General features: G+C 35.1%; 21 protein-coding genes. 20 read left to right on the top strand and 1 reads right to left on the bottom strand.

Annotated features, from left to right (window positions below; translation table 11 throughout):
* Positions 1-7 precede the first annotated feature (7 nt).
* From G634_RS0106370 to G634_RS0106360, 3 genes are read left to right on the top strand one after another with little or no spacing between them, the layout of a single operon-like run.
* A complete protein-coding gene (locus G634_RS0106370) occupies positions 8-1,111 on the top strand; it encodes a metallophosphoesterase (protein ID WP_026504591.1) in 1,104 nt (367 codons plus the stop codon).
* A gap of 34 nt (positions 1,112-1,145) precedes the next feature.
* Positions 1,146-1,808, top strand: a complete 663-nt coding sequence (locus tag G634_RS0106365; RefSeq protein WP_051233719.1) for a 3'-5' exonuclease — start codon at positions 1,146-1,148, stop codon at positions 1,806-1,808.
* Between the two features lie 38 nt (positions 1,809-1,846).
* Positions 1,847-2,755: a haloacid dehalogenase-like hydrolase gene (locus G634_RS0106360; protein ID WP_026504589.1), complete on the top strand. Its 909-nt coding sequence runs from the start codon at positions 1,847-1,849 to the stop codon at positions 2,753-2,755.
* Positions 2,756-3,241: 486 nt separating this feature from the next.
* On the opposite strand, the gene add is transcribed toward G634_RS0106360, so the two are convergent.
* On the bottom strand, positions 3,242-4,198 hold the full coding sequence (gene add, locus G634_RS0106355; RefSeq protein ID WP_026504588.1) for an adenosine deaminase: 957 nt from the start codon (positions 4,196-4,198) through the stop codon (positions 3,242-3,244).
* Between the two features lie 362 nt (positions 4,199-4,560).
* Between add and G634_RS0106350 the strand changes: the two genes are divergently transcribed.
* From G634_RS0106350 to cdd, 17 genes are all read left to right on the top strand, one after another.
* Positions 4,561-5,973: an alanine/glycine:cation symporter family protein gene (locus G634_RS0106350; protein ID WP_026504587.1), complete on the top strand. Its 1,413-nt coding sequence runs from the start codon at positions 4,561-4,563 to the stop codon at positions 5,971-5,973.
* 273 nt (positions 5,974-6,246) lie between these two features.
* Positions 6,247-9,240, top strand: a complete 2,994-nt coding sequence (locus G634_RS0106345; RefSeq protein ID WP_026504586.1) for an EAL domain-containing protein — start codon at positions 6,247-6,249, stop codon at positions 9,238-9,240.
* Positions 9,241-9,383: 143 nt separating this feature from the next.
* Entirely contained in the window at positions 9,384-9,962 is a 579-nt protein-coding gene (locus G634_RS0106340; RefSeq protein ID WP_026504585.1) for a hypothetical protein, read from the top strand.
* 37 nt (positions 9,963-9,999) lie between these two features.
* Positions 10,000-10,569, top strand: a complete 570-nt coding sequence (locus G634_RS0106335; protein WP_026504584.1) for a chromate transporter — start codon at positions 10,000-10,002, stop codon at positions 10,567-10,569.
* Positions 10,566-11,129, top strand: coding sequence for a chromate transporter (locus G634_RS0106330; protein ID WP_026504583.1), 564 nt, complete (start codon positions 10,566-10,568; stop codon positions 11,127-11,129). The genes G634_RS0106335 and G634_RS0106330 overlap by 4 nt, the downstream gene beginning before the upstream one ends.
* Positions 11,130-11,196: 67 nt before the next feature.
* Complete coding sequence (locus G634_RS0106325; RefSeq protein ID WP_026504582.1) at positions 11,197-11,844, top strand: nitroreductase family protein; 648 nt, start codon at positions 11,197-11,199, stop codon at positions 11,842-11,844.
* Positions 11,845-11,870: 26 nt separating this feature from the next.
* Positions 11,871-14,246 carry a glycoside hydrolase family 31 protein gene (locus tag G634_RS18235; protein WP_051233718.1) on the top strand — a complete coding sequence of 792 codons (2,376 nt, stop codon included), beginning with the start codon at positions 11,871-11,873 and terminating at the stop codon, positions 14,244-14,246.
* A gap of 242 nt (positions 14,247-14,488) precedes the next feature.
* Positions 14,489-15,193 (top strand): ABC transporter ATP-binding protein, encoded by a 705-nt coding sequence (locus tag G634_RS0106315; protein ID WP_026504581.1) that lies wholly within the window; start codon positions 14,489-14,491, stop codon positions 15,191-15,193.
* Positions 15,194-15,207: 14 nt separating this feature from the next.
* Entirely contained in the window at positions 15,208-17,901 is a 2,694-nt protein-coding gene (locus tag G634_RS0106310) for an ABC transporter permease (protein WP_242826777.1), read from the top strand.
* Positions 17,902-17,926: 25 nt separating this feature from the next.
* Positions 17,927-18,385: a hypothetical protein gene (locus G634_RS0106305; RefSeq protein WP_026504579.1), complete on the top strand. Its 459-nt coding sequence runs from the start codon at positions 17,927-17,929 to the stop codon at positions 18,383-18,385.
* A 280-nt stretch (positions 18,386-18,665) separates the two neighbouring features.
* The gene (locus tag G634_RS0106300) at positions 18,666-19,760 is read left to right on the top strand and encodes a BMP family lipoprotein (RefSeq protein ID WP_026504578.1); all 1,095 of its coding nucleotides are present in this window, start codon (positions 18,666-18,668) and stop codon (positions 19,758-19,760) included.
* Between the two features lie 180 nt (positions 19,761-19,940).
* Positions 19,941-21,485, top strand: coding sequence for a YjjI family glycine radical enzyme (locus G634_RS0106295; protein WP_035799171.1), 1,545 nt, complete (start codon positions 19,941-19,943; stop codon positions 21,483-21,485).
* Complete coding sequence (locus G634_RS0106290; RefSeq protein WP_051233717.1) at positions 21,482-22,345, top strand: YjjW family glycine radical enzyme activase; 864 nt, start codon at positions 21,482-21,484, stop codon at positions 22,343-22,345. The genes G634_RS0106295 and G634_RS0106290 overlap by 4 nt, the downstream gene beginning before the upstream one ends.
* A gap of 97 nt (positions 22,346-22,442) precedes the next feature.
* Entirely contained in the window at positions 22,443-23,939 is a 1,497-nt protein-coding gene (locus tag G634_RS0106285) for an ABC transporter ATP-binding protein (protein ID WP_051233723.1), read from the top strand.
* Positions 23,932-24,999, top strand: coding sequence for an ABC transporter permease (locus G634_RS0106280; RefSeq protein ID WP_026504574.1), 1,068 nt, complete (start codon positions 23,932-23,934; stop codon positions 24,997-24,999). Before G634_RS0106285 ends, G634_RS0106280 begins: the two co-directional genes overlap by 8 nt.
* On the top strand, positions 24,996-25,928 hold the full coding sequence (locus G634_RS0106275) for an ABC transporter permease (RefSeq protein WP_026504573.1): 933 nt from the start codon (positions 24,996-24,998) through the stop codon (positions 25,926-25,928). Before G634_RS0106280 ends, G634_RS0106275 begins: the two co-directional genes overlap by 4 nt.
* A 112-nt stretch (positions 25,929-26,040) precedes the next feature.
* A complete protein-coding gene (gene cdd / locus G634_RS0106270; protein WP_035799168.1) occupies positions 26,041-26,454 on the top strand; it encodes a cytidine deaminase in 414 nt (137 codons plus the stop codon).
* Positions 26,455-26,737 lie beyond the last annotated feature (283 nt).

Below are 26,737 nucleotides of genomic sequence, written 5' to 3'. Positions count from 1 at the left end.
GCATAATATGATCTGGGTGTTAATGGTAATTGGTGCAATTGCAGCATCTGTTTTTGGAATAGCTTTTTTGGTAATGTCAATTGGAAAGTTTGGCTTTTTTAAGAAAATAGGCAAGGAAAATAAATTTTTGAAGATTTTATTGCCACTTGTAGTAGTGGTAGGAGTTTTTGGATTTTTTTCTTATGCAATGTCAGTAATAAATGCAGTAGTCATTATAGTGTATATTACGATTTTCTTTTTACTTAGTGAGTTGCTTGCAAAAATAGTATCAAAAATATCCGGAAAAAAGTTTTCTCATTATTGGCAAGGCTTACTTGCAATAGTGTGTTCAGTTTTTTACCTTGTGTGCGGTTATTATCTGTGCGTAAATGTTGTCGAAAAGGATTATAACCTAATAACTGATAAGAAGGTTGGAACCCTGAAAATTGCCATGTTTGCAGATTCTCATATAGGAGCTGTATTTAATGGAGAGAGTTTTGCAAGGCAGCTTAAAGTAATCGAAAAACAGTCACCAGACATTTTAATTATTCCAGGCGATTATGTAGATGATGAGACAAAAAAATCAGATATGGAAGCATGTTGCAGGGCACTTGGAGAATTTAAGGCTAGGTTTGGTGTTTATTTTGCCTATGGTAACCATGATGAAGGATATTTTAATAAGAGAGATTTTTCGGCAGAAGATTTAAGAGAATCTTTATCGAAAAATGGTGTACATATTCTTGAAGATGAGGCAATGTTGGTAGATAATAGATTCTATGTAGTAGGTCGTTGTGATAAGAGCAAAATCGATAGAATGAGCATGGATGAGCTTCTTCAAAATGTTGATAATGACAAATATATTGTTGTACTTGATCATGAACCTAATGATTATGAAAATGAAGCTTTATCGGATGCTGATCTTGTTGTTTCGGGACATACACACGGAGGTCAGCTTATTCCAATAACCTATATAGGGCAGTGGCTTGGATTTAATGATAGAACTTATGGGTATGAAAAGCGGAATAAAACGGATTTTATAGTAACATCCGGAATATCAGACTGGGCTATAAAGTTTAAGACAGGTTGTAGATCTGAATACGTAATAATTAATGTAAATAGCCTTGCTGATTAGAACAAAAAGATAAAAGAGAAAGGGGGAGGGCATTTTGATTCGTATATTCATAGATCTTGAAATGCATCCTATGGGACGTGATTATAAAGAGGAGAGACGTTTCTGTACTATGGAGACGATTGAAATCGGTGCGGTTAAGATGGACACTAATTATCAAATAATTGATCGTTTTCAAGAATATATTAAACCTAAGTATAGTACAAAGGTTTATGCAAAATACGAGAAGCTGACAGGAATTACAACACAGATGCTTCAGGATGCGCCTCCTTTCGATGTGGTTTTATCTGACTTTGTAAAGTGGTGTGGAAAAGATTATACAATTTACTCCTGGAGCACTACTGATTCTATTCAGATTATGAAGGAGATGGAATTGAAAAAAGTTGAAAGCTCACCAGAGATAGAATATATGCTTGAACAGTGGCACGATTTTCAGGTCGAGTACAGTAAACTTTTTGAACTTTCCAAAATAATGTCTCTTGAAAAAGCAGTAAATCTGGCTGGATTAGACTTTGAGGGAAGAGCTCATGATGGACTTGTAGATGCTGAAAATACAGCATTGTTATTCAAAGAAACTCAGGATAGCGAAAGTTTTAAAAGACTATTAAATGTAGTAAAGAACGCATTTAAAGAGGAACAGTTTACTATGGGAGACATTTTTGATTTTGATAATTTAAAAGCTAGTTTAGGAGATAGCTGATAAGTTTTTATGATTTACAGGTTAGAAAGTTGGTTTTTATGGCAAATGTAATTGCACTTATTTGGGATTTTGATAAAACACTTGTTGATGGTTATATGCAGGATCCTATTTTTGCTGAGTATAATGTTGATTCTGAAGAGTTTTGGGAAAAAGTTAATAAACTCCCAGATTATTATAAAGAGCAGGGAGTTTTGGTAAATCCAGATACTATATATCTTAATCATTTTATTCATTGTGTAAAAGATGGATTTTTTCCTGGATTGACTAATGAAAAATTAAAAGAACTAGGAAGTAAAATAAAGTTTTATAATGGTCTCCCTGATTTTTTTGAATTAACTAAGAAAGTTATTGAAGAAGATAAAAATTACAAAAAATATGATATTACAGTAGAACATTATATTGTTAGTACTGGAATTCGCAAAATGATAGAAGGCTCAGTTATAGCCAAATATACTTCAGGAATTTGGGGATGTGACTTTATAGAAGGAGAAGATAGTAAAGACTCTTCAAAAAAAGTGATTAGTGAGATTGGTTTTACAATTGATAATACTACAAAGACCAGGGCTTTGTTTGAAATTAATAAAGGCGTAGGCAAGTGGGATAAAATTAGCGTTAATACCAAACTTGCTAAAGAAAAAAGGCGAGTTCCCTTTGAAAATATGATTTATATAGCTGACGGACCAAGCGACGTCCCAGCATTTTCAGTTATAAAGCAAAATAAAGGTGCAACACTTGCTGTCTATGCTCCGGGAAGTATGGAAGGAATGAAACAGGCTGAACATTTAAGAGAAGATGGACGAGTTGACATGATAACAGAGGCTGATTATTCAGAGAATAAGATGGCTTATATGTGGATAGTAAATAAAATGCGAGAATACGCAGATAGAATTTGTGAGATTGAAGCACATAAACTGTCTGGAAATGAACTTCCAAAGCACCTTAAGTGACAAGAAGTCATAGGTTATTGTTTTCATTAGGAAAATCAAGAACCGTACCAGACTAAAATTTGTCGTTAAGACAAATTTTGTCCTGCGAAGCAGGATTCTTGCTGATGATTATCCTAAATCTCAGCAAGAAGTCATAGATTTTTGTCACTACGTTCCAAAAACTACGCAAACTAGCCATTTAAAAAGGCTTCGCCTTGGACCAGTTTGCCGCTTGACTTTTGTTCTCACGAAACTCGCAGTAAATGCGAGTTTCTGAATATAAGCGACAAGAAGTCATACTTTTCGTTATTTGAACTAATTAGATGCGTTCTGATGGCTTGTAATATTTCACGAGCAGAACTGTTTATAAACGTTGGTTCTTATGCGCTGTTTTTTAGCGCATTACGAACCATTACGTTTATAATCAAGCGAAAGCGTGTCTGCGACGAAATATACAAACATCAGAACAGATTATATAAAACAAAAAAGCATAGGTTTTTGTCGTTATTATTTTAAGAAGCGAGCTTCCTGGGCATTTTTCCAAATTGTATCGAATTCACTTTCAGTGAAACCAAATTCATTTTTTAATAATTCAATTTCCTTATTCAAAGATGTATGCGAAACGGTACGGTTATCTGTATTTAAGGTGATTTTGATACCGGAATCGAACAGTTTTCTTATAGGGTGAAGGCTGGCTTTTTTCAGTGGAAAAGTTTGGCAGTTACTGGTAGGACAAACTTCAAGGATAATCTCTCTTTCCTTTAACTGTTTCATAAGGTTGGAATCTTCAATGCATCTAACGCCGTGACCAATTCTTTTAGTGCCAAATTCCAGTGCACTGTAAATGCTTTCTGGGCCTGCAGCTTCTCCAGCATGGATAGTGAATGGAATATGAGCATCTTTTGCTTTATCAAAGATATATTTGTAGTCAGAGGTTGGATATAAAGCTTCTGCACCAGCTAAATCTATAGCACATACAACATCTCCTAAAAGATTAGAACAAACTTTTACGGTTTCTAAATTTATGTCTTCATCTAATCCTCTCATACAGCACAGAATAAGACCGATTCTTATATTAGGATGGTTTTTCATTGCTTTTTTTGCGCCATTAATGGCAGCTTTAGTTACCATTTCCTGAGTTAAACCGTTTTTAGTAGAATAAAATGGTGCAAAACGAATTTCTCCATATTCAATTCCTTCTTTGGTAAGATCTTCTGCTAGTTCATAAGTGACTCTTTCGATTGATTCACCATCCTGTAATATCATAAGAGGCAAATCGAAACGTTTAAGATATGTATTTAATGAATCACAATTTTCAGGAACTTCCATAAGCCTTGTTACTTCTTGAAGAGAAGTTGCTGGTATACTGATATTTTTTTCTTTACATATTTCTAAAAGAGATGAGGGACGTATAGAACCGTCAAGATGTAAATGTAATTCGGATTTAGCCTGTTTTAAATTCAAGAAAATCACCTCCTGTTTTTTTTATAATTGAGCATAAAATCAATTTCTTTATAAAAATATCATACAACAGATAGTAAATTAATAATAGCGCTATAAAGTTGAATTGATACGGGGAAAGTAATGAAGTTGCTGTTTTTGGGATGCTAGAAGCTATTATTATCCAATGTTTGTTTAACGCGTTAAAAATTTAATCAAATAAATCTTGAGTGTATGTTCAAATTAATGTTATGATGTCACAAGTGTAACTGCGTACATGAGTGATTTTAATCTAGGATTGTTCATAGAACACTTAGTAGTGTGCAGCTGTTATAAGTGGCATCCAATTTTATAAGATGCTTGAGAACAAAAAGAGGAGAAAGAAAATGGTGGGTTTTAATGAGATTTTAAGTGAAATTGATAAATTTGTTTGGGGAATTCCTCTTATTGTGCTTATTTTGGGAACTGGTATATATCTAACTCTTAGGCTTGGTGTTCTTCAGTTTAGAAGACTTCCACTTGCTTTGAAATACATGGTTCAAAACGAAGATACCTCAAATGGTGAAGTCAGTAGCTTTGGAGCTTTATGCACTGCACTTGCGGCGACAATCGGAACAGGAAATATCGTAGGAGTAGCGACAGCAATTACCGAAGGCGGTCCAGGCGCAATTTTTTGGATGGTTGTTGCGGCATTCTTTGGAATGGCGACCAAATACGCAGAAGGTTTACTGGCAGTTAAATATAGAGTAGATAAAGGAAATGGCAGATTTCTTGGCGGACCATTCTATTACATTGAAAATGGTATGGGAAAACAGTGGAAGTGGCTTGCAAAGTGTTTTGCAATTTTTGCTACATGCGTAGGTCTTATGGGAATTGGAACATTTACTCAGGTTAATGGAATTTCGTCAGCTACAAAGAATTATTTTGATCCGGAAATGGCAACTAAAGTGACTATTTTCGAAAATGACTATTCGATAGTAACAGTTATCACATCTGTAGTAGTTGCAGCTCTTGTTGCCCTTGTAGTAATCGGAGGAATCAAAAGAATTGCCAGTGTTTCATCAATTGTAGTACCTTTTATGGCTATAATCTATGTTGCAATCTGTATAACGATACTTGTTGTAAATTTTAAAGAGATTCCATCAGCAATAGTTAGGATTTTTGAATGTGCTTTTGGTATTAGAGCTATAGCAGGCGGAGCTATTGGAACACTCTTTATGGCAATGCAGAAAGGTATTGCAAGAGGTATTTTTTCCAATGAATCAGGACTTGGAAGTGCACCAATTGCTGCTGCGGCAGCCAAAACAGATGAGCCTGTAAGACAGGGACTTGTATCAATGACAGGAACTTTTGTTGATACAGTTTGTATATGTACAATGACAGGTTTAACAATAATGGTTACGGGCGCTTATGATATTGCAATTTCAAAAGGATATGAAGGAGTAGAAGTAACATCGCTGGCATTCGAAAAAGGCCTTTTGTGGAATTCTAATATTGGACCATTTATTTTGATGATCTGCCTTGTTTTCTTTGCATTTACAACGATTATTGGATGGGATTATTACAGTGAACGAAGTCTGGAATATCTTTTTGATAATATGAAAGTAGTCAAAGTTTATAGATGGCTTTATATTCTGGCTGTTTTGATAGGTCCATTTTTTACAGTATCTGCGGTATGGAAAATTGCTGATATTTTCAATGCACTTATGGCAATACCTAATCTCATTGCTCTTATTGTATTAAGTAAAGTTGTTGTTAAGGAAACTAGAAAGTATTTTGATAAATGTCATAAGGATTAAGGAAAGTTTAGTGAATGATAAATCAAAATCATGTAGAAAATAACAAATTTAACCGATAAATTAGTGGAACATTTATGCTTTGATAATTTTAAAAGATTGTTATAGGTTCTTGTTTTCATCAGGAAAATCAAGAACCGTACCAGACCAAAATTTGTCGTTAAGACAAATTTTGTCCTGCGAAGCAGGATTCTTGCTGATGATTATCCTAAATCTCAGCAAGAAGTCATAAAAACTAATTTATCGACTGTTTACTATGTTTGTTATGGTGACTGCATGAAATATGATTTTATAAAAATACATAACAGAATAATTTGGAAATTTTTTAAGAGACTTTTCGCTATTTTTGTTGTTGTTTTTTTGTGTGGAGTTACTCTATTTCCTTTATATACAATGGCATATGCTAGTGATACTAATGAAATCGTCTCTAATATTAAGCTAGACGATAAAGGAAACAAGATTGTTAGAGTTGGCTGGTATGAAGCTTCTTACAATTACACAGATAGATTTGGGAGAAGAACTGGAATTGCATATGAATATCAGGAGAAAATTTTAACTCACACTAAATGGAAATATGAATATGTTGAGGGAACATGGCCTGAATTATTACAAATGCTGTTAAATGGTGAGATAGATCTTTTAAGTGATGTTTCCTATACAAAAGAAAGATCTCAAAAACTCCTTTACCCATCACTTCCTATGGGAACTGAGTCCTATTATATCTATGTTAATAAGAAAAATGCTACACTTATGGATGATGACATTCAGTTTTTTAATGGCAAAAAATTCGCTGTTAATAAAGGAAGTATACAGGAAAAACTTCTTAAAGAATGGTCTAAAAATCATGGAATTAATATAGATTTGATAGAAATCTCAAATTTGGATGCCGAGGAGACTATTAATCTTTTAAAAAATGGAATAATTGATGCATATGTTTCTTTAGATACATATGGTAGAAGCGAGTTTTGTCAGCCTGTTTATAAGTTTGGATCATCTGATTATTATTTTGCTGTTAATAAGGAGCGTTCAGATCTTTTGGCTGATTTGGAACATGCTCTTATTGCTATTCAAAACGAAGATCCATTTTATAATCAACGACTTTATCAGAAGTATATTTGGACATTTAATACGGGGGTTATTTTTCGTAAAGAAGAAAAAGAGTGGCTAGAAAAAAAGCATACTATCAAAGTTGGATATAGAAATGATTATGAGCCGTTTTGTTTTGAAAGTGAAGGAAAAGTTTCAGGAGCGTTAAAAGAACTTCTTGAGCGCGCTTCAAAATGTGTAGAAGGAATTGATATAAATTATGAAGCATATCCTTATGATAGTACTAAAGAGGCAATAAAGGCACTTAATGAAGGTGAGATAGATGTAGTGTTTCCTATAAGCATGGGGATTTATGACAGTGAGCAAAATAATATTTATATATCGAATCCTATTATGAGTACTGAGATATATGCACTAGTAAAAACTGGTGAGCAGAAAGATATTTTTTCTTCTGAGAATACTAAAGTTGTGCTTCTTGAAGGAAACGTAAACTTTGATAATTTTGTAAAAGAGTTTTTTCCTGATTGGGAGATTTCGTGGCGAAATACACTTGAAGAGGTTTATTCGGCAGTTGGTTCTGGAGAAGCAGACTGCGCTATGGTTAATGGTTATAGAATTAATACAAATGACAGACTTAGAAGAGAAAATAACTTATCTATCCTGGATACTGGAGAAGAAATTCGTTTTTCTTTTGCAGTTAGTAGGGATAATAATATTTTATTATCGATACTAAATAAAACAGAAGCTTTGATGGAAGAAACTTCTGTTGATGCTATGTTATCAAAGTATACAAATGCAGTTAATAAAGTATCATTTTCGGATTATGTTCAAGATAATCTAGCTGATGCTGTGGCGGTATCTGCGATACTTATATGCCTTTTATTATTCCTTCTTTTAGCTAGGATGAAGGCTGAAAAAAGAGCGCTTGAACGTCAGAAGCTAATTGATGCAACAGAGAGAGATTCGCTTACAAGATTATATACAAGAAACTTTTTCTTTGAATATGCAAATCGTATGTACAAAGAAAATCCATATAATAAGATGGATGCAATAGTAATTAATATTGAGCAGTTTCATGTAGTAAATGCGATATATGGTTGGGATTTTGGTGATAAAGTATTGACAAATCTGGCATTGGATATAAAAAAATTTATTACTGAAAATGATGGAATAGCTTGTAGAGCTCAGGCGGATAGATTTAATATTTATTTCAAGCATTTTGATGATTATCAGCAGATTTTTGATCGATTCCAAAAATGTCTAGATGAATGTACGCCAAATGTGAATATTTTGCTTAGAATGGGAGTAATGCCATGGCAAAGCGGAATAGAGCCTGTTCAGCTTTTTGATAGAGCAAGAGCTGCCTGTAATATGACTAGAAATATTCATCATTCAAGACTTATGGTGTTTAATGAAGAGATGAGAGTTAAGGAAATTCTGGAACAAAGACTTCTTAATGATCTTAAGAAAGGCATTGAGAACAAAGAATTCATCGTGTATTATCAGCCGAAATATAACGTTCAGGAAGACGTGCCTATGCTATGCAGTGCAGAAGCACTTATTAGGTGGAATCATCATGAACTTGGTATGGTACCGCCAGATGAATTTATAACTCTTTTTGAAAAGAAATATCAAATCGGAATGTTAGATCGATATATTTGGACAGAAGTAGCAAGACAAATAGCGGTTTGGAAAGAAAAATATGGAAGAACTATACCTATTTCGGTAAATCTTTCACGTGTCGATATATTTGATCCAAATCTTGATAAGACAATTGAAGGAATTGTAACAGAGACAGGTATAGGAAGAGAAAATCTTCATCTTGAAATAACTGAATCAGCCTATACTGAGGGCGAAGAACAGATTCTAGATGTAATAGATAGATTCAGGAGCAAGGGTTACCATATCGAAATGGATGATTTTGGAACAGGGTATTCCTCTTTGAATTTACTAACGCATATGTCTATTGATGTACTTAAACTTGATAGAAGTTTTATTAAAGATATTGAGTTTGATGATGACAGCAAAAATGTTCGAATGGTTGAGCTGATTTTGGATATAGCCAAGAGTCTTAAGCTTATAGTAGTGGCGGAAGGTGTAGAAACAAAAGAACAATTAGATTTTCTTAAAGGTAGAGGATGTGATCTTGTTCAAGGATACTATTTTTCAAAACCTCTTCCGGCTGATGAGTTTGAGAAAAAAGCATTTAACATAGTGCATTGACAATTAGAGGATGCAGATTTTGAAAAAGGCAGGCATATTGGTAGAATTGTGTACTTGCGCCTGATTAATGAGAAGATTTATAATGTTTTTGGGCTGGGTTCTTAAAAAATCATTCTTATATACTGCAATATACAAGGAGAAAAATGAATAATTGTAAGGAACGTGGCGATAAAAATCTTAGTACACCAAACAAGAAGTCAGAAAACAGAATTCTTGCAATAGTTTTTTCAGCTATTATATGTATCGCTATAGTAGTGTGCACAATATGTGATTTTGCAATTTCTAGAACATTGTCTTGGTCATTAGTTGTGCTTTCGTCGTGTTTTATAGCATGGAGCATTATTTTTCCAATTTTATTATTGAAATTAAGAGGAATTAAGCTGTCTATTATTGCGTTTACTTTGCTGATTATTCCATATCTTTTTGTACTTAGTATTTTAACTTCCGAAAAACAAGTGCTTCGTGTTGGTCTTGTTATGGCCATTATTTTTTTGTTTTTTATCTGGGGAGTATATATATTATTTATCCGCTTGCCCAAAAGAAAGTTACTTGCAGCTGGAATATCATGCATTATGGCAGTTTTGTTCATTTTTATAATTAACTTTTCATTATCAAAGCTTATTGGTTCAGTTATGCTTGATATTAGAAATGTTATTCCGGCGATTTCTCTTCTGGTTATTGGGGGAATGTGCATTATGATTGATTTTGTTAAGAAAAAATAAGTTTTCTAGTCCTATAGAATTTTGTAGGAGTATTTTTATGATTTTTATTGAGTTATTTATAACTTTCGCTAAGATAGGGCTTTTTACTTTTGGTGGAGGTTATGCGATGATTTCTCTGATTGAAGATATCTGTGTTGAGAAGAAAAAGTGGATATCTTCAGAAGAGATGATGAACATCACAGTTATGGCTGAATCAACACCAGGACCTGTGGCGATTAACTGTGCAACTTATGTGGGGTATAAAAAGAGGGGAATTAGTGGTGCAATATTTGCTACAATAGGAATAATATTGCCATCGTTTATAGTGATATATCTTATTTCGTTATGCCTTGATGATTTCCTTTCAATTACATATATAGCAAATGCCTTTAAAGGGATAAAACTTGCAGTTGGAATACTAATACTTGATGCCGCAATTAAGCTGATTGGTAAGATGTCTAGAGGATTTTTTCAGACTGCTGTTATGATTTTTTCCTGCGCAGTAATGATGATAGCCGATATTTGTACTGTCAAAATATCATCTATGCTTTTAATGCTTGCTGTTACCCTTTTTAGCCTTCTTATTTTTTGCGTGAAAAATGTTATTGAAAGGAAGGGAAAAAAGTGATTTATTTTAATTTATTTCTTGGATTTCTAAAGGTTGGTCTGTTCTCTTTTGGAGGTGCGTATGCAGCGATTCCTCTTATAAGAGATGTTGTACACAACTATGGATGGTTGTCGGATGAGCAGATTTCTTATATGGTTGCTGTAAGTGAGAGTACCCCAGGACCTATTATGGTCAATATGGCTACATATGTAGGTGGTGTTAAAGCGGGAGTATTAGGTGCAATGCTTGCAACATTTGCAGTTGTAGTTCCTGCTTTTGTTATTATTATTTTGCTTACAGTTATGTTGAAAAATGCAATAAAGAATCCTTATATTCAGGCAGGACTTAGAGGACTTAAGCCTTGTATTATTGGGATAATATTATATACAGGTATTTCAATGATAATCAGCAATATGAATTATTCTGAAAAGAAGGGGTTTGTTGATATGACATCTACCTGTCTTACAGTGTTTTTGGCTTTTATATATTTTTTGTCAAAAAAAGTATTTAAAAGAGGACTTTCACCGATAGGACTTATTTGTATTTCTGCGGTGCTTGGAATGATATTTTTTAAGAGTTAATGTAGCAATGGAAACGTAAGTTTGGTTTTTAAAACTTTTGCAAGTCTTTACTTTTGGGAGGATTATTATGAATGAAGTTGAAGCAATCAAAAAAAGGCATTCGGTTAGAAACTATAAACCTGACAAAATTGAGCCTGACAAGATAGCACAGTTAAAGGCAAAGATAGATGAACTCAATAAGGATGGAAATTTACATCTTCAGCTCATTGAAAATGCTGGGAATACTTACAATAAGCTGCTTAATCGATTTATGGGGTTGTCTACAGCACCAAGCGTTATTGCCTGTGTTGGAAAAGATTCAGAAACTCTTGAAGAGAGAGTTGGATATTATGGGGAAAAGCTTGTTATTTTTGCACAGACACTTGGACTTAATACTTGCTGGGCTGGAACCTTTAACAGGAAGAACATTGGAGCTGACATAAGAGAAGGTGAGAAACTGGTAATTTCTATAGCAATTGGCTATGGTCAAAATCAGGGAACTATGCATAAGTCTAAAGATGTATCGACTATTAGTCAGGCTCCAAAGAATAGTCCAGACTGGTTTAATAAAGGGGTAGAACTTGCACTTCTTGCACCGACTGCGCTTAATCAGCAGAAATTTTTGATAAAGCTAAATGATGATGAAACTGTAGATTTTATAGATAAAAAAGGTCCGTTTAGTAAGGTGGATATGGGAATCGTTAAATGTCACTTTGAAATTGGTGCAAGTTTATAGGTTGAAATTATGTTTGGGAGGGCGATATGATAGAATCAGTAAAACCGGTTAGGAGAAATGTTGCGCATGTTGAGAGAAGGGGAAATATTCTAGTGCTTACTTCAGATTATGGCACTTTATTTTTAGAGCCAAAGACTGAAGCAATAATTCGCGTGACATTTTCAACACAAAATAAAATATCTGATAAGGAAAAGCCAGGCGTTATTTACGATGGCTCTTTTTCTGACTGGACTTACGAGGAGGGAGACGATTTTATAAGGCTTTTCCTTCCATTTCTTACAGTTCATATAAAAAGAGCAAATGCTGCAATAAGTTTCTACGACAGTGATAATAAGCTAATCTTTGCAGAAAATCAGGATAATCCCAGAGATTTTGAAGAATTTGATACATATCGTCTGGCAGATGTAGAGCAGAAGACAAAGACTATACAGACTGCCGATGGTGTTAAAGAAGTTGTAGAAGAGCCTCTTAAGGTCTTTGCAGGTAAGAGTTATCATGCGCGTTTTCAATTTGAACTTCAGGATGAAGCTTTGTACGGACTAGGGCAGCAGGAAAAGGGTTTTGGATCACTTCGTGGAAAAAATCTGTACATCCATCAGGCTAATAGGAAGATTGCAGCATCTTTCTTCACATCCACAAAAGGATATGGAATCCTTGTTGATACCTATAGCCCTATGATTTTCAACGATAATCATAATGGTACTTACATATATGTAGAAGCTGATAAGGAACTTGATTATTATTTTATTTATGGAGAAGCAAACACTAGAAACACTAGAGAGGTAAGTAATGTTACAGGAGAAAAAACAGTTGGATTAGCTAATTCTAGTAATACGGGCATGAATAATGTTATTAGAGGATATCGTCTTCTTACCGGAAAGGCGACACTTTTACCCAAGTGGGCTTTTGGTTATGTTCAGTCACAGGAAAGGTATGAGACACAGGATGAAATCCTAGCTGTTGCTCGTAGATGCAGAAAAGAAGGTTTTGGTATTGATTGCATTGTCCTTGATTGGATGAGTTGGAAAGGAAATGAGTGGGGGCAAAAATCCTATGATGAAACAAGATTTCCAGACCCATCTAAGATGATTAAAGAACTTCATGAACAGCATGTTCATTTCATGATTTCAATCTGGCCTACCATGGCAAAAGGCACTGATAATCATGATGAATTTGCCAAAAGAAATCTTTTTTTACCAGCCTGCACAGTGTATAACGCGCTAAGCAAAGAGGCTAGATGTTTGTACTTTGACCAGCTTAAAAGAACTCACTTTGGTTATGGAACTGACGCTTGGTGGTGTGATAGTAGTGAACCTATAACTCCTGAATGGAATCATTCATTTAGACAAGAGGAGGGAGCTGTTTTTCAGGATTACTGCAGAGAAATGGGACTTCGTGTTCCTTATGAATATACTAATAGTTATCCGCTTTACCATGCCATGGGCATTTACGAGAATCAGAGAAAGGCCATGGCAGAGGGAAATAAAACAGAGAAAAGAGTTTGTAATTTGACGCGTAGTTCATATACAGGACAGCAGAGATATGGAACTGTCATGTGGTCTGGAGATACATCGGCAAGCTGGGAGAATCTCCGTGATCAGGTAGCTGTTGGCTTACATTTTAGTGCTTCTGGAATGCCTTTCTGGACAATGGATATTGGAGCATTTTTTGTTAAAAAAGGGAATACCTGGTACTGGAATGGCAGGTATGATGAATGTGCAAATAATAAAGGTTACTGTGAGCTATATGTTCGATGGTATCAGTTTGGAGCTTTTCTCCCTATGTTCCGCGCACATGGTACTGATTTTAGAAGAGAACCGTGGACTTTTGAAGGTGAGTTTAGGGAGGCACTTCTAAAGGCAAATAGACTTAGGTATAGCCTTATGCCTTACATTTATTCTGAGGCTGGTAAGGTTTGGCACGATGATAACTCCATGATAAAGTTCCTTGCTTTTGACTTTACAAAAGACAAGAACACTTGGAACATCATTGATCAGTTCATGTTTGGTGAAAGTATAATGGTTTGTCCTGTGCTTAAACCTATGTACTATGATGAGGATGGAAATGCGATTAAAGATAACTCTAAAAAAAGAATCGTCTACTTTCCAGAAGGCTGTGATTGGTATGACTTCTATACTGAAAAGAAGTATGAGGGGGGAAGTAGTGCAGAAGTAGATGCACCTCTAGATGTAATCCCAATTTTTGTGCGAAGTGGAAGCCTTGTGCCAGTTAGAAAGCCAGCTCTTTCTACACAGGAACAGACAGATGAAATAAATTTCAGGTGTTTTGCAGAAAATGGAGCGAAGGCAACCTACAACTTTTATGATGACGAAGGTGATAGCTACGACTACGAAAACAAGAGAGATGGGTATAGATATGACGTATACACAGTTTTTCGATGAGATAATGCTGAAAAGAGAAAGTTGGTAACATTATGAAATTACTAATTCACGACCTCTCTGCTGATGAATGGGATGTTATTGCAGGAAATTACGAAGGATGGCTATGAGAATATGGGTGCGCTCATCCATAAGGCTTCCATCAAAATATGCGGCTGATGCTCTTCGAAAACTTGCGTAATCCTTGACATGTTAGCGATTGCTAACTATAATAATTAGCGATACCTAACACAAAAGGAGGCTTTATGAAAAAATTTCTTGAAATAAAAGATTTAAAAAAGAGCTTTGGATCAGGGGAAGCTAGGCAGGAAGTGCTTCGAGGGATGAATTTTACTGTGGAAAAAGGTGAGTTTTGTGTCCTTCTTGGTCCGTCCGGTTCTGGTAAGTCCACACTACTTAATATCATAGGCGGTATAGATACTCCAGATGAGGGATATGTAAGCATAGGTGGTGATAAGCTTGAAGAAATGAATGAAAAGCAGCTTACAATCTATAGACGCAAGCATCTAGGGTATGTATTTCAGATGTATAACCTTATACAAAATCTTAATGTCAAAGAGAATATCGAGGTGGGAGCATATCTATCTGATAAACCTCTGGACGTGGAAGAAGTAATAACAACTCTTGGTCTTCAGAAACACAAATATAAGTACCCCAATCAATTATCAGGAGGACAACAGCAAAGAGTATCCATAGGAAGGGCTGTAGTTAAGAATCCTGACATACTTATGTGTGATGAACCAACAGGAGCTTTAGATTATAAGACATCAAAAGAAATTTTGTCGCTTATAGAAGATTGCAATAAGAAGTTTGGAAGTACCATCATTATGGTAACTCACAATGAAGCTATAAAATATATGGCAGATCATGTAATTAAGCTTCGTGATGGAATTGTTCGTCATAATGATATCAATGAAACTAAGATTCCAGCATCAGAACTTGAATGGTAAGAGGAGAAGAAAAAATGAGAAATCCTCTTATAAGACGTATTCCGAAAGAATTAAAAAATGAATGGCATAAATATCTTGTAATAATTGTGTTTATGGTGATAATGATAGGCGTTATTTCAGGAATGTATGTTGGTCATGACAGTATGCTTTATTCTGTAGAGGCAGGTAAAAAAGAATTGGTTTTAGAAGATGGTTCTTTTGAACTTGAAAAGAAAGCATCTAAAAAGGTTTTAGATGCTATAGAAAAAGGTGATATGGCAGATGTCAGACAATACTACATTGATAAAGGAATGAATGAAGCTGATGAGGAAGTTTCTAAGTTTATTGAAGAAGAACTAAATAAAAAAGTCACAGCTGCAATTAAAGAACAGGTTCGTAAGCAGTGCTTGGCATACGGTATAACTGATGAGAAAATAATAGAAAAAAAGATAGATGAAGCTATTGAAAGTTCTTTTGACAAATCAAAAAAAGAAATAAAAGAGTCAAAAGATTACAAAAAATCAGTTAAAGAAGCTTATGATAAAGCACATGAAAAAGTCATAGAAAAAGTAAACGAAAAATGGGATGAAATTGCTGACAGATATAATCTTAATGACAAAGATTTTGAGGCAGTTCCTGTGACAATCTATGAGAATTTCTATAAAGAAGCAACAGAGGATAAAGATTGTAATGGCAAAGTAGATGCCAATGTTAGAATATTTAAAAGTGATTCTGAAATTGACAAGGCTTCTTTTAATGAAGGAAGAGCGCCAGAAACTGATGACGAAATAGCCATTGATAGAATGCATGCAAGCAATGTGGGAATTAGCATAGGAAATAAGATTGAAGTTGGCGGGAAAAAGTTTACAGTTGTAGGTCTTTTATCTTATGTCGATTACTTGACACTTCACGAATCAAATACAGATTTAATGTTTGATGCTTTTGGATTTGACGTTGCAATGGTTACCCCTAGTGCATTTGATTCTTTCAAAAAAAGAGTTCATTACAATTATGCTTATTTATACAAAAAGAAGCCAATAGATAAGATAACTCAGTCGGATTATGCAGATAACTTTCTCAAAGCGCTTATTACAAAGACTGTTGTAAATGATAACAAGATAGAAAATTATCTTCCTGAGTATCTTAGACAGGCAAGTAACTTTGCACCTTCTGATATTGAGGGCGATTCTTCGACTACCAGCATACTTTGCTACATTCTTATAGGCGTTATCGCGTTTATTTTTGCGATAACAATAAGTAACACTATTGACAAGGAGTCACTTGTTATTGGAACTTTGCGCGCATCAGGTTATAGTAAAAGAGAACTTATCGTCCACTATATGTCCATGCCGCTTATTGTTACTGTTATTGGAGCGATTATAGGTAATGTGCTTGGATATACAGCTTTCAAGAATATAGCTGTCAATTTGTATTATGAAAGTTATAGCCTTCCTACTTGCCACCTTGTTTGGAGCAATACAGCAATTATTAAGACTACAGTTATTCCACTTATTTTGATGTTTTGCATTAACCTTTGCGTGATTGCTAAAAAACTGCAGCTTAGTCCATTAAGATTTCTTCGCCATGATCTTACAAATTCTAAGCGTACTAAAGCAAGAAGACTTCCAAAATGGTCATTTATGAAAAGGTTCAGGTTGAGGATTCTTTTCCAAAATATTCCTAACTATCTGGTGCTTGTTTTTGGAATTATATTCATAGAACTAATGATGTGTTTTGCATTTGGCCTTCCGGATTCACTTAATAATTATGCAGATAATGCTACTGACATGATGTTTTCTGATTATCAGTATATTCTAATGGATTATAAAGATGAGGAAGGAAAAGTCATAGAGACCAAAGAAAAGACTGCAGAGAAATTCAGCATGGCAAGTCTTATGTATGAAAAAGAAAAAAGTTCTTTCCGAACAGGAATGGGAAGCGGAGGCGATGAAAGCGTATCAGTATATGGAATTGCAGACGATAGTATGTATGTTACACTTTTGAAGAAGACAACTAAAGGACAGGCGTATATATCAAGTGCGTTTGCATCAAAGTTTGGAATATCAACAGGAGATACAGTCGCACTTCATGAGGAGTATGAGAACAAAACCTACAATTTTAAAATTGTTGGAGTAATTCAATACGATGGCGGCATAGCACTATTTATGAGTGGTGATAGTTTCAACAGCTTTTTTGAAAAAAAGGAAGGAGAGTTTTCAGGATTTTTTTCAAAAAACAAGATAAATGATATTGCTGATAAGGATATAGCAACTGTTATCACTAAGGATGATGTGTTGAAGGTGGTTGTTCAGCTAAAACATTCCCTTGGTGGAATCATGGGTGTGTTTAAAATTGCATTGATAGTTCTTGCGGCATCGCTTATATACCTTCTTGCCAAGATTATCATTGAGAGAAATGAAGGGGCTATTTCCATGACAAAGATTCTTGGTTTTAGTAATATGGAGATTGCATCTTTATATATGGTGCCAACAGCGGTTGTAGTTACGCTGTGTTCTGTGGTAGGTTTTGCTGCTGGTTATTACCTTATGACATGGGTATTCCGTATATTTATGCTACAGATGGATGGATACTTTGCATTCTATTTAAGACCTGTATCTATGATACTATCAGTTGTATATTTACTCATTGGCTATGCATTTGTATCAGTTGTTGATTACATCAGAATAAAGAAAATTCCGATGGATGTGGCTCTTAAAAATGTCGAGTAAATTGCGACAAGGGAGAATCGATAGAATGATTAACTGGCTATATGAAAAACTTGAATCGATGGATTATAGGGATTTTTACGACATTGAGTCCGAATTTTGCCTGGCTTTTTGCTCGAATAATAGGCTTATGAAAGATTCAATTATAAGTGTGTTCCTTGTAGTGTCGAATTGGTCTGCAGCATCTGAACGAAGCGGTGTCTGGACGTTTTATGAATCAGAAAATAAAGAAATAATAATGAATGCTGTGCAATATCTTGAGAATAAAGGTGAAAAGGAAATGTCAGATATGCTTTCAAAAGGAATCAATGACTATCAGAATCCTAAGTATGCAGACAGTTTTGATTTTCCTCAAGAATGGATGGAAGAAGCTGATGAAATAGATTCGTGGATTGAGGAAAATACTGATAGTATTAGAAAATGGCTCTATGATTATTTGGTAGCTAACAAAGAGTATATAGTTAATGTAATTAGCAGCGTAGACTAGTTACGAACAAAAGGATACTGATATTAAGAAAATTCATAGACCTAAAATAAAATTCCATAAAAGTCAAATATATGGTAAAATTATATTGTTTGGAGCACTCGACTGATAAAAAATTCTTACAAAATTAATATTGCAAAATTCCTTAGAACAAGGTAAGATACTTAAAGTTTGTTTGAACAAACGTTCAGATGTTATTTTGAGCTGTTTTGTTTATATGAATAACATTTAGTTTGTGATTAAAATCCACCAAGTGGATTTTCAAAAACAAGGAGGCAACATTATGAAAAAGAAAATTTTGGCAGTACTTATGAGTGCTGTAATGGTAGCTTCATTAGCTGCTTGTGGTTCTTCTTCAAAAGAGTCTGGAAATGGTACATCTACACAGACAAACGCTGAAGATGCAAATGACAAAAAAGAGGATACAACTGAGAAAAAGTCTGATTTCAAGCTTGGTATTGTAACAGATACAGGCGGAGTTAACGATGGTTCATTCAACCAGTCAGCTTGGGAAGGTGCACAGAAGGCAGCAAAGGAACTTGGAATTGAAGCTTCTTACCTTGAGTCTTCTACAGATGCAGATTACATTCCTAACATTGAGAACTTTGTTGATGAAGATTATGATCTTATCATTTGTATCGGTTATCAGCTTGCTGATGCACTTCGTGAAGAGGCAACAGCTAATCCTGACAAGCATTTTGCTATCGTAGATGATTCTTCTTGCAGTGATCTTGATAATGTTGCATGCCTTATGTTCGAGCAGTCACAGGCGTCTTATCTTGTAGGTTATGTAGCTGGTCTTACAACTCAGACAGATACAGTAGGATTTGTTCTTGGTATGAAGACAGATACAATGAATGAGTTCGGATATGGTTACCTTGCAGGTGCAATCGATGCAAACTCCAAGGTAAAGGTTCTTCAGACAAATGCAAACAGCTTCTCAGATACAGCAGCTGGTAAGACAGCAGCTAACAACATGATCGCATCTAAGGCTGATGTTATTTTCCATGCAGCTGGTGGTACAGGTCTTGGTGTTATCGATGCATGTCAGGAAGCAAAGATTTGGGCAATCGGTGTTGACTCAGATCAGAGTTCTATTGCACCAAAGACAATCCTTACTTCTGCTATGAAGCGTGTTGATACAGCTGTTTATGATGCAGCCAAGCTTGGCAGTGAAGGTACTTTCCAGAAGGGAATTGTAACATTCTCTCTGAAAGATGCAGGTGTTGATATCGCTCCTACAACAGACAACCTTAACGAGGATGTTCTTAATAAGGTTAACGAAGTTAAAGAGAAGATTATTTCTGGTGAAGTCACAGTTCCTAAGACAAAGGCTGATTTCGAAGCTAAGTATGGTGATGTTTACGAACTTGATTGATTGTCATTAGTTAGTTAATTTTATAAACTCAAATAATACGGGGCAATGTAGCACGGACGCTACCTTGCTCCGTAAATTTGGGTAAAAGTTAAAAAATGTTAACTGTTGTAATTGTTATATAAATCGTTTATATTTTACGTACAGAATACTTTTTTTATTTAGAATGGAGTGGTTGTCTTTATGAAACAAATAAGCATGGAACGTGTTGAAAAAACAAGAGAAGAAATGTTGCAAACAGTTAAGAGTGCAACGTTAACTCATGAGCAGAAAGTTGCAAATATGGCAAATCTTGCTGATGGTCTTCTGGAAGTCCTTGATTTACCAAAAGGGCTTGATGAATTGTTGAATCAGCCTATCGATAAGCAGTGTATCTGTGATTTGTTCGAAGGACATGCGCCACTTCGTCCAAGATATATTATCCCTGATTATGAGAAATTTTTAAAAGAGGGTAGCAAATTTCTTCAGTTAGAACCACCGAAAGATTTATTTGAAGCTATTAACAGTCTTCTTATTTTCTATAAGCATGTACCAAGTGTTACTAATTATCCAGTGTATATTGGAGGACTTGATAAACTGCTTGATCCTTATGTTCAGGATATGGACGAGGAGATGGCCTATAAGATAATCAAACTGTTTTTGATTCATTGTGATAGAACTATTCTTGATTCTTTTTGCCATGCCAACTTAGGACCAGAAGATACTAAGGCAGGCCGCATTATACTGCGTGCAGTTGGAGAAATGACAGATGCCGTTCCGAATATCACTTTGAAATATGATATGGACAAAACATCAGACGATTTTCTGATTGAAAATATAAAAACAGCTCTTCACAGTGCAAAGCCAAGTTTTGCTAATAATAAAATGTTTGTTAATGAACTTGGTGAAGATTATGTTATTGCAAGCTGTTATAATGGACTTAAGCTAGGTGGCGGTTCATATACACTTTGCAGACTTATTTTGGGCAATATTGCAAAAAAAGCTGACAATATTGAAGATTTTCTTAATGATAAACTGCCATATGTTATGGACATTATGGCAAGATATATGGATGAAAGAATTCGTTTCATCGTTGAAGAAAGCGGATTCTTCGAAAATAGTTTTCTTGCAAAAGAAGGATTTATCAGAAGAGACAGATTTTCAGCAATGTTTGGTCTTGTAGGACTTGCTGATGCTGTTGATATTCTTTTACAAAAAGAAGGAATAAATGAGCGTTTTGGACATAGCGAAAAAGCTGATGAACTTGGCGTTCGTATTATGAATAAAATTGATGAATTCAATAAAGCGCATATAAACAAGTATTGTGAGGCAACAGACAATCACTTCCTTCTTCATGCGCAGGTGGGAATTGCATCTGACACTAATGTTACACCAGGAACACGAATTCCAATTGGAGAAGAGCCAGAAGAATTAATCGATCACTTGAAGAATATGTCTAAGTTCCACAAATATTTTCCATCTGGAACAGGTGATATATTCCCTGTTGATATGACAGTTCATAGAAATCCTGATTTTGTTGCAGATATTATAAAAGGAGCAATGAGACAGGATATTAGATATATGTCATTTTATGGTTCTAATAATGATGTTATTAGAATTACAGGATATCTTGTAAAGAGATCTGAAATCGAGAAGCTAGAAAAAGGCGAAAATGTAAAGCATGACACAACAGCACTTGGAATGGGTGCAAAGCAGAATGGACATATTTTGGAGCGTAAAGTCAGATGACAGGAAGTAAATCTGAATTGCAAAAAGTGACCGTCAACCGAATTATTCCATTTTCCAGCGTTGACGGTCCAGGAAATCGTAGTGTCGTATTCTTGCAAGGATGCGGATTTAACTGCAGGTATTGCCATAATCCTGAGACTAGAGGCATGTGTAATAACTGCGGTATTTGTGTGCAGAAATGTAAGACTCATGCATTATCACTTGCAGACGGCAAAGTGGTATTTGAACCTGACAAATGTGTAAAATGTGATATGTGCATCAAATCATGCCCGAATGGTTCTAGTCCTCGTACATCCATGATGGATGCAGAAGATGTAATGAAAGTTGTACTTCGGCAGGTACCGTATATAAGAGGAATAACAGTATCAGGGGGAGAATGCACTACATATCCTGAGTTTTTGAAACAGCTTTGCAGGTTGTCAAATGAGAACATGCTTCCTGTGCTGTTAGATAGTAATGGAAGTTATGACTTTTCTAAAGATGAGGAACTGATGGATTTATGTGATGGTGTAATGCTTGATATTAAAGCATGGAACAGTGATGAACATAAATTTGTAACAGGAACTGACAATGACATAGTTTTAAAAAATCTTATTTTTCTTGCAGAAAACAATAAACTAGAAGAAGTTCGTACTGTGGTAGCACCAGAAATTTTTAATGCAACAGAAACAGTTATTGAGACATCAAAAGCCTTGCTGCCTTATTTAGATAAAAAAGACATAAGATATAAAATAATAGCTTATCGTCCAATGGGAGTTCGTAGCCAGTATAAAACTATGACAACACCAACTAAAGAAATGCTTCTAGAACTTGAGAAAAAAGCAAATGACATAGGCATTAAAAATACAATAATTATATAGTGGCAAAAAATGACACTGAAATCATAAAATGTGAGAAATCGGAGGAATCACTGTGGCTAAGAATAGTAATATTGATAAAAGCCAGGTCGTTATTCAGATGAAAGACATTGTAAAGAAATTTGGTTCTTTTACTGCTAACGATCACATTAACCTTACAGTTCATAAAGGTGAAGTTCATGCAATATTAGGAGAAAATGGTGCTGGTAAGAGTACTCTTATGAATGTCCTTTATGGATTACTAACTCCAACTTCAGGCACAATTGAAATTAATGGACAGCAGGTAGATATAGACAGCCCAGATAAAGCGATTTCACTTGGAATCGGAATGGTGCATCAGCACTTCATGCTAGTAGAACCTTTTACAGTTACTGAGAATATTATTCTTGGTAAAGAACCTGTTAAAGGTATTGTTGTTGACAAAAAAGAAGCAAGACGTCAGATTCTCGAACTTTCTGAAAAATATAATCTTAAAGTTGATCCTGATGCCAAGATTGAAGATATCTCAGTTGGAATGCAGCAAAGAGTAGAAATCCTTAAAGTATTGTACAGAGGAGCTAACATCCTTATTTTGGATGAGCCTACTGCATCTCTTACTCCTCAGGAAATAACTGAGCTTATGGATATTATCAAAAATCTTACAGCAGATGGAAAGTCAGTTATACTTATTACTCACAAACTAAAAGAAATTAAATTTGCTGCAGATAATTGTACTATTATCCGCAAGGGTAAGTACATTGATACTGTTGATGTAGAAGAGACAAGTGAAGATGACCTTGCAGCCATGATGGTAGGTAGAAAAGTCAATTTCAAAGTAGAGAAAAAAGAGCAAGAGCCTGGTGATCTCGTACTTGAAGTAAAAAATCTTCATGCGAAGGATTATAGAGGAGTTGAGATTTTAAAAGGTCTTAATCTTAAGGTTCGAAAGGGAGAAATTGTTGGCCTTGCCGGAGTAGATGGAAATGGTCAGTCTCAGCTTATTGAGATTATCACCGGTCTTTCCAAGGCTGTATCAGGCGAAGTAATAATGTCTGGTGAAAATGTTGTAAATAAGCCTCCGAAATATATGTTTGAAAAAGGAATTACCAGCATTCCTGAAGATAGACAAAAGCATGGACTTGTTCTTGATTTTAGCGTTGCAGAGAATCTTATTTTGCAAAATTTTGGTAAAGCACCATTTTCAAAACACGGTATTTTGCAGAAAGATAAGATAATGCAGCATGCAACTAAAATGATTGAGAAGTTTGATATCCGTCCTGTTGGATGTGAAAACAGACTCGCGGGACATTTATCAGGTGGTAATCAGCAGAAGGTTATTATTGCTAGGGAAGTGACAAATGATGCAGAACTTTTGATTGCATTTAATCCTACAAGAGGTTTGGATGTAGGTGCAATCGAATTTGTACACAAGTATCTTGTTCAGCAGAGAAACAAGAATAGAGCAATTCTTTTAGTTTCTTTTGAATTGGATGAAATTATGGGATTGTCTGACCGCATAGATGTAATTTTCGATGGCAAGATTGTGGGAAGTGTTGATGGTAAGGATGCGGATGAGAATACACTTGGATACATGATGGCTGGAGGTAAGAATGAATAAGAAGTCAAAGATATTTAATAGTAATATATTATACACATTCATAGCCATTTTAATTGGTTTTCTTGTTGGAGCAATTTTGCTTCTTGCAATCGGAAATGATCCAGTTGTGGCTTATTCCAAACTTTTTTCAAGTGTATTTAGTAAACCAAAGTATATTGTTTACAGTATTGTATATGCTTCACCTTTGATTCTTACAGGTCTTAGTGTTGCGTTTTCTTTTAGAACAGGCGTATTTAACATAGGAGCAGAAGGCCAGTTTGTAGTTGGTTCACTTGCAGCTTGTCTTTGTGGAATTTTCCTTAAACTTCCTGCACCGCTTCATGTTCTTGTTTGCGTTCTTGCAGCAGCAGCAGCCGGAATCGTTTGGGGAGCTATTGTAGGATTTTTAAAGATTAAAAGAGGTATCAACGAAGTACTTAGTTATATCATGTTTAACTGGATTGCTTTTTATCTTTCTAACTATGTAGTAAACCTCAAGTCAGTTCATAGAGATGGCGGTGGAGAAGCTACTAAGAATATTTTGGAAAGTGCCAGAATGACTGCTCCAAAGGATATTATTAAATTAACTGGATGTTCTGATGCTAACTGGGGAATTATTCTCGCAGTAGTTGCAGCACTTGCTATTTGGTTTATTATGAATAAAACAACGCTTGGATTTCAGCTTCGTTCAGTTGGTTATAGTAAGACTGCAGCTGAATATGCAGGAATCAGTTCGAATAAGATTTTCCTTATATCAATGTCTATTTCAGGAGCTCTTGCAGGTCTTGGCGGAGCAGTACAGACACTTGGAATGGGTGAAAGAATCAGTCAGTTCGCAACGCAGGAGCAATATGGATTCCAGGGAATAACAGTTGCACTTATTGGTAGTTCTCATCCTATTGGATGTATTTTTGCTGGTCTTTTCTATGGTGCTATGAAATATGGCGGTAGTAAGCTTACAATGGTAAATGTTCCTCAGGAAGTTGTTAATATTATCATGGGAACAATTATTATATTTGTGGCAATCACACATGTATTTAAGTCTTTGCTTACCAAGAATAAGGGAGGTCAGAACGAATGAATATAGTTACAAATTTAGGTCTTGTTATAAATGCAATATTGATTTGCACACCTCCTCTAGTATTGGCAGCACTTGGTTCATGCTTTTCAGAAAGAAGTGGTGTAGTTAATATCGGAATAGAGGGTATGATGACAATTGGTGCATTTACTGGTGCTGTTGTTGCATACTATACAGGTAGCGGATGGATAGGCTTTTTGTGTGGAGGTCTTGCTGGTGCAGCATTTGGTTTGATTCATGCACTTTTTTGTATCACATTTGCAGCAGATCAGACAATTACAGGTACTGCGATAAACTTCATTGGACCTGGTCTTGCGGTATTTCTTTGTAAAGCACTTTTTGATAATTCATCAGATTCACCTGCACTTTCTCCAGCTAGTAAGCTTCCTAAGATGTTTGATGGTAAGTTTGCAGCAGGTAGTTTTGGATATAATGTAATTTCCACATATTCTGCAGCTTATCTTAGTTTCCTTCTTGTGGCAGTTATCTGGTTTGTATTTTACAAAACAAGATTCGGAATGAAGATTCGTGCAGTCGGTGAACATCCTAAGGCTTGTGAGACACTCGGTATTAGTGTTATTAAGACAAGATATATATGTGTTATTCTTTCAGGCTTTTTGGCAGGACTTGGTGGATCTTTTGTTACTTTGTCAACTGTAAGCCAGTTCAGACCAAGTGTAATCGTTGGTCAGGGATTTATTGCAATTGCAGCAGTAATTTTTGGTAAGTTTTCGCCAGGTGGAGCATTCCTTGGATGTCTTATTTTTGGATTGTGTAACGGAATCAAATCTCTTCTTGGTGACAATCACATTGTATCACCAAACCTTATATCTATGATTCCTTATGTAGTTACTATGCTTGTTCTTATTTTCTTCGTAGGAAAATCAAGAGTACCTGCAGCAAATGGTAAACCATACGTAAAATCAAAATAAGTTTTATATCTTTGTTTTTGATAATTAGACGATTAATTATTCTAATATGACTAACGAGTCCATTCTTGGAAATGGGCTCGTTTTTTGACCAAATAATGGAGGAACAAACGTTATGATAAAGGAAAAAGAATTAGTAAAAGAAGCTCTTGAAGCTCGTAAAATGGCGTATACACCTTATTCTCATCATAAAGTTGGTGCCGCTCTTTTGACTGATGAGGGGGTGGTTTTTAGAGGGTGCAATATAGAAAATGCAGCATATACCCCTTCTAACTGTGCTGAAAGGACAGCATTTTTCAAAGCTGTCAGTGAAGGATACACACGTTTTAAGGCAATAGCAATTGTTGGAGGAATGGATGATGCGAAAGAATTGCCATTTTGTCCGCCATGCGGAGTATGCAGACAGGTAATGGCAGAGTTTTGCGATGATGATTTTAAGATTATTCTAGCAAAGAATGAAAATGAAATAAAAGTTTATACATTGCCGGAAATACTTCCAATGAGATTCGGTCCGACAAATCTCTCATAAGAAAAGCAGCAAGCTGGTTCAAAGCATAACATAAAGTAATATAAACGATTATTAGTTGAACGATAAACTAATTAGTCATAAAACATGAAGAAAATTGAGTATTACTATGCCGGCATAATATACAAAAAACATTGTCACAAACGTACAAACATGTAAAAAATGCCAAAAAAATGTTGACATATAAAGAGATGTGCATTAATATTAGTCTATAAGTTAAACGTTTTACCGATAAAAAATTATAATCGCTTTTGAGAGGGGAGCGATTATATTGATTGAACTTTTC

It is taken from the genome of Butyrivibrio sp. NC3005, assembly GCF_000424545.1.
Taxonomy (GTDB): domain Bacteria; phylum Bacillota; class Clostridia; order Lachnospirales; family Lachnospiraceae; genus Butyrivibrio.
Note: the sequence above shows the minus strand (reverse complement) of the source record. Positions and strands in the feature narration are given on the sequence as shown.

Coding starts and splice junctions, on each gene's coding strand:
- G634_RS0106295 (WP_035799171.1), top strand. CDS start 19,941: ATGAAACAAATAAGCATGGAACGTGTTGAAAAAACAAGAGAAGAAATG.
- G634_RS18235 (WP_051233718.1), top strand. CDS start 11,871: ATGATAGAATCAGTAAAACCGGTTAGGAGAAATGTTGCGCATGTTGAG.
- G634_RS0106280 (WP_026504574.1), top strand. CDS start 23,932: ATGAATAAGAAGTCAAAGATATTTAATAGTAATATATTATACACATTC.
- G634_RS0106325 (WP_026504582.1), top strand. CDS start 11,197: ATGAATGAAGTTGAAGCAATCAAAAAAAGGCATTCGGTTAGAAACTAT.
- G634_RS0106370 (WP_026504591.1), top strand. CDS start 8: ATGATCTGGGTGTTAATGGTAATTGGTGCAATTGCAGCATCTGTTTTT.
- G634_RS0106345 (WP_026504586.1), top strand. CDS start 6,247: ATGAAATATGATTTTATAAAAATACATAACAGAATAATTTGGAAATTT.
- G634_RS0106290 (WP_051233717.1), top strand. CDS start 21,482: ATGACAGGAAGTAAATCTGAATTGCAAAAAGTGACCGTCAACCGAATT.
- G634_RS0106360 (WP_026504589.1), top strand. CDS start 1,847: ATGGCAAATGTAATTGCACTTATTTGGGATTTTGATAAAACACTTGTT.
- G634_RS0106285 (WP_051233723.1), top strand. CDS start 22,443: ATGAAAGACATTGTAAAGAAATTTGGTTCTTTTACTGCTAACGATCAC.
- cdd (WP_035799168.1), top strand. CDS start 26,041: ATGATAAAGGAAAAAGAATTAGTAAAAGAAGCTCTTGAAGCTCGTAAA.
- G634_RS0106275 (WP_026504573.1), top strand. CDS start 24,996: ATGAATATAGTTACAAATTTAGGTCTTGTTATAAATGCAATATTGATT.
- G634_RS0106335 (WP_026504584.1), top strand. CDS start 10,000: ATGATTTTTATTGAGTTATTTATAACTTTCGCTAAGATAGGGCTTTTT.
- G634_RS0106310 (WP_242826777.1), top strand. CDS start 15,208: ATGAGAAATCCTCTTATAAGACGTATTCCGAAAGAATTAAAAAATGAA.
- G634_RS0106350 (WP_026504587.1), top strand. CDS start 4,561: ATGGTGGGTTTTAATGAGATTTTAAGTGAAATTGATAAATTTGTTTGG.
- G634_RS0106315 (WP_026504581.1), top strand. CDS start 14,489: ATGAAAAAATTTCTTGAAATAAAAGATTTAAAAAAGAGCTTTGGATCA.
- G634_RS0106300 (WP_026504578.1), top strand. CDS start 18,666: ATGAAAAAGAAAATTTTGGCAGTACTTATGAGTGCTGTAATGGTAGCT.
- G634_RS0106305 (WP_026504579.1), top strand. CDS start 17,927: ATGATTAACTGGCTATATGAAAAACTTGAATCGATGGATTATAGGGAT.
- G634_RS0106340 (WP_026504585.1), top strand. CDS start 9,384: ATGAATAATTGTAAGGAACGTGGCGATAAAAATCTTAGTACACCAAAC.